The following is a 3,369-nucleotide window of genomic DNA, read 5'->3' on the forward strand; positions in this document are numbered from 1 at the left end:
AAACGAAGGAGTCCCCCAGGACCGGTTGGGGAACCAAGACCCGGCAGGAGCCGGGGTTGCTCATCGAGGATCACGCGCTCCTGGGAGATCTGTATACGGCAGCGCTCGTGGCCCGGGACGGGTCCATCGACTTTCTCTGCCTCCCGGACTTCGACTCGGACGCGTGCTTCACGTCGTTGCTGGGAACAACCGACAACGGGCGGTGGAAGATTGCTCCGACGGCGACCGTGCGCGACGTGAAACGGCGCTACCGCGGCAAGACCCTCATCGTGGAGACGGAGTTCGTGACGGACGAGGGCACGGTGCGCCTGGTGGACTTCATGCCCATTCGCAAGGGCACCCCCCATCTGGTGCGGTGGGTGGAGGGAGTCCAGGGCACGGTGACGATGCGCTGCGAGCTGCGGCCCCGGTTCGCCAACGGCTCCACCGTCCCCATGGTGCGCAAGACAGACCATTCCTGCGCCGCCATCGCCGGTCCGGACGCGCTCTATTTGCGAGGCGCGGTCGGTGAGGCGCCACCTCCGTTCGAGTCGGAGTTCAAGGTTCAAGCCGGCCAGCGGATTCCCTTCGTGCTCTCCTGGGCCCGGCCCTACGAGGAGATCCCCGAGCCGCTCGACCCGGACGTCGCCCTGCGTGAGACGCAGTCGTTCTGGGAGGACTGGGCCTCGAAGCTCCGCCTGCCCGCCGAGTACAAGGACGTGGTCCTCCGCTCGCTGCTCACCCTCAAGGCGTGCACCTTCCATCCGTCGGGGGCGCTGGTCGCCGCGCCCACCTTCGGGCTCCCGGAGACCCCGGGGGGGGAGCGCAACTGGGACTACCGGTTCTGCTGGATTCGCGACTCGGTGCTGACGTTGAACGCGCTCATGCGCTCCGGCCTCACGGGCGAGGCGGATGCGTTCGGCACCTGGCTGGAGAACGCCGTCGGAGGCGCCCCGGGCCAGCTGCAGATCATGTATGGCATCCGGGGCGAGCGGCACCTCACCGAGATCCCGCTGAACTGGCTGCAAGGTTACGAAGGGGCTCGGCCCGTGCGGACCGGGAACGGTGCCTACACGCAGTTCCAGCTCGACGTCCTCGGCGAGTTCGCCGCGGTCCTCTTCATCCATGCGCAGCTGATAGGCAAGCTGCCAGAGCGCGGTCAGAACGCCCTCAAGATCCTGGCGACCCGGGTGTCCGAGGTCTGGACGCAGCCAGACCATGGCATCTGGGAGATGCGGGGTCCGAAGCACGAGTTCACCGCCTCCAAGGTGGCGGCGTGGACCACCGTCGATCGCTGGGTGCAAGCCATCGAGCTGTACGGCTTGAAGGAGGACAAGGCGCCGTGGGTGAAGCTGCGGCAGGCCATCTTCGACGAGGTGTGCAGCAAGGGCTTCGACGCCAAACGCAACACGTTCACGCAGTACTACGGCTCGAAGGGCGTGGATGCGAGCCTGCTCTTCATTCCCATGGCCGGGTTCCTCCCGGCGGATGATCCCCGCGTCGTCGGAACGGTGCGGGCCATCGAGCAGGAGCTGATGCCACAGGGGCTGGTGCTGCGCTACCTGACGGAGGACAGCGTCGACGGGCTCTCCGGCGAGGAGGGCGCCTTCCTTGCCTGCTCCTTCTGGCTCGCGAACACCTACCAGCTCATGGGGCGGCAAGAGGACGCGCGGCGGCTCTTCGACAAGCTGGTGGGGCTCTGCAACGACGTGGGCCTGCTCGCCGAGGAGTACCTGCCCCGAGAGCGCAGGCAGATTGGCAACTTCCCCCAGGCGTTCAGCCACCTGGCGCTTGTGAACTGCGCCTACATCCTCGCCGAGGGATACAAGCCGCTGCCGCATTAGCAGGCGAAGCCCGCCGCCCGGCAGCCCTCGCGCGGCCGGGGGAGCGGCGGGTTGAAGCGCTCCGGGCCCATGGCCACGCTTGGCGAAGGCACTCAGCCGTGGAGGGGGAGGCAGATGGCGGGCACCGGGGCACTTCTCCACGCGCAGGCGCGGCCAGGCGGCGCCCCGAAGCGGACGAAGCGTTGGCATGAGACCCGCCGGCTCCGCGATTGGAGCTTGAGGAGCAATTGGCTGCTGCCCACGCTCGCGGCGCTGCTGGGCGTCGTGCTGGGCGTGGTGCTGGTGGATCCGTCCGCTGATTCGGTGTGGGCGCTCGGTGGCCTGGCGTGGCGGGGCACGCCCAGGGAGACCCGGACCGTCCTGTCCACGGTGCTGGGCACCGCGATCACCTCGCTGAGCATCATCCTGTCGCTGTCCATGCTGGTGGCGCAGAACCTGGGTGCGCAGTACTCGCCACGCCTGCTGCGCATCTACCAGCGCGACGCGGGCATCCGGATCGTCATCCCGGTGTTCATCACCACCTGCGTCTACTGCGTGGTGGCGATCCAACGGTTCGGCCTGATTCCTGGCGTTCAGGAGCAGCCGCGCCCCGCGGCCGGCATGGCCGTCCTCCTGCTCGTCGCGTGTGGAGCAGCGCTGGTGTTCCAGGTGCTGCACACCCTCCAGCTCCTGCGCGTGGAGAACCTGGTGCGAAAGGTGGCGGGCATCACGATGGCCGTGGCGCGCAGGCTGGACCAACGCCGCCAGACGGACGCGCCTCCGGTCGCGCCGCCGCCGCGCTCCCCGCATGCCCTGCCGTTGAGGGCCCCGGCGGACGGCTTCGTCGTGGACGTGGACGGGGCGGCCCTGCTGGCGCGGGCGGAGGCGCGGAGGCTCGTGGTGCACGTGAACGTCGCCATTGGCGAGCCGGTGCTGCGGGGCACCCCCATCGGGTGGGTGGAGCCGGAGCGCACCGGGCTGCATCGGGCGGCACGCGAGCCCGAGTCCCTCGTGAGCGCCATCGCGCTGGACCGCTGGAGGGATCAGGATGCGGACGTGGCCCTGGGCGTGCGGCAGTTGGTGGACATCGCGATCAAGGCACTGTCGCCGGGCATCAATGATCCGTACACGGCCGTGGAGGCGCTGGATCAGCTCACCTTCGTCCTGTGCGGGCTGGCACACCTGCGACTGGGGCCGCGCGTGCTGGCGGATGGGGATGGGCGGGCGCGTGTCTTCCTGCGCGCGCCGGAGCTGCGCGACTACCTGGACCTCGCCACGGAGCAGATCACCCGCTACGGCGCCGGGGAGCCCGTGGTCGTGCTGCGGCTGCTGAGACTGGTGGGCGCGGTGGGGCAGAGCGCACGGGAGCCGGAGGATCGGCAGGCCGCGCACGCCACCCTCCAGCGCATTCTCGCCGAAGCAGAGCGGGCTCGGAGGGACTCGCCCCCGCTGGGACTGCAACAGCGCTACGCCCGGGAGGTGGAGCGGGCGATGGAGGGAGCACCCCTCCCTCCCCTGCCAGCGCTCGAGTTCTGAGCGCTGGCAGCCTGGCTGCGGAGGAGCAGGG

Annotated in this window: 2 protein-coding genes; both read left to right on the top strand. The window is 69.5% G+C overall.

Features of this window, described 5'->3' with window-relative positions; genetic code table 11:
• The first annotated feature begins 56 nt into the window (after positions 1–56).
• Positions 57–1,823, top strand: a complete 1,767-nt coding sequence (locus tag D7X12_RS00210) for a glycoside hydrolase family 15 protein (RefSeq protein WP_244224254.1) — start codon at positions 57–59, stop codon at positions 1,821–1,823.
• 216 nt (positions 1,824–2,039) lie between these two features.
• Positions 2,040–3,338 carry a DUF2254 domain-containing protein gene (locus D7X12_RS00215; RefSeq protein ID WP_158619905.1) on the top strand — a complete coding sequence of 433 codons (1,299 nt, stop codon included), beginning with the start codon at positions 2,040–2,042 and terminating at the stop codon, positions 3,336–3,338.
• Positions 3,339–3,369: the final 31 nt, after the last annotated feature.

The sequence above is a fragment of the Corallococcus sicarius genome (genome assembly GCF_003611735.1).
Lineage (GTDB): Bacteria > Myxococcota > Myxococcia > Myxococcales > Myxococcaceae > Corallococcus > Corallococcus sicarius.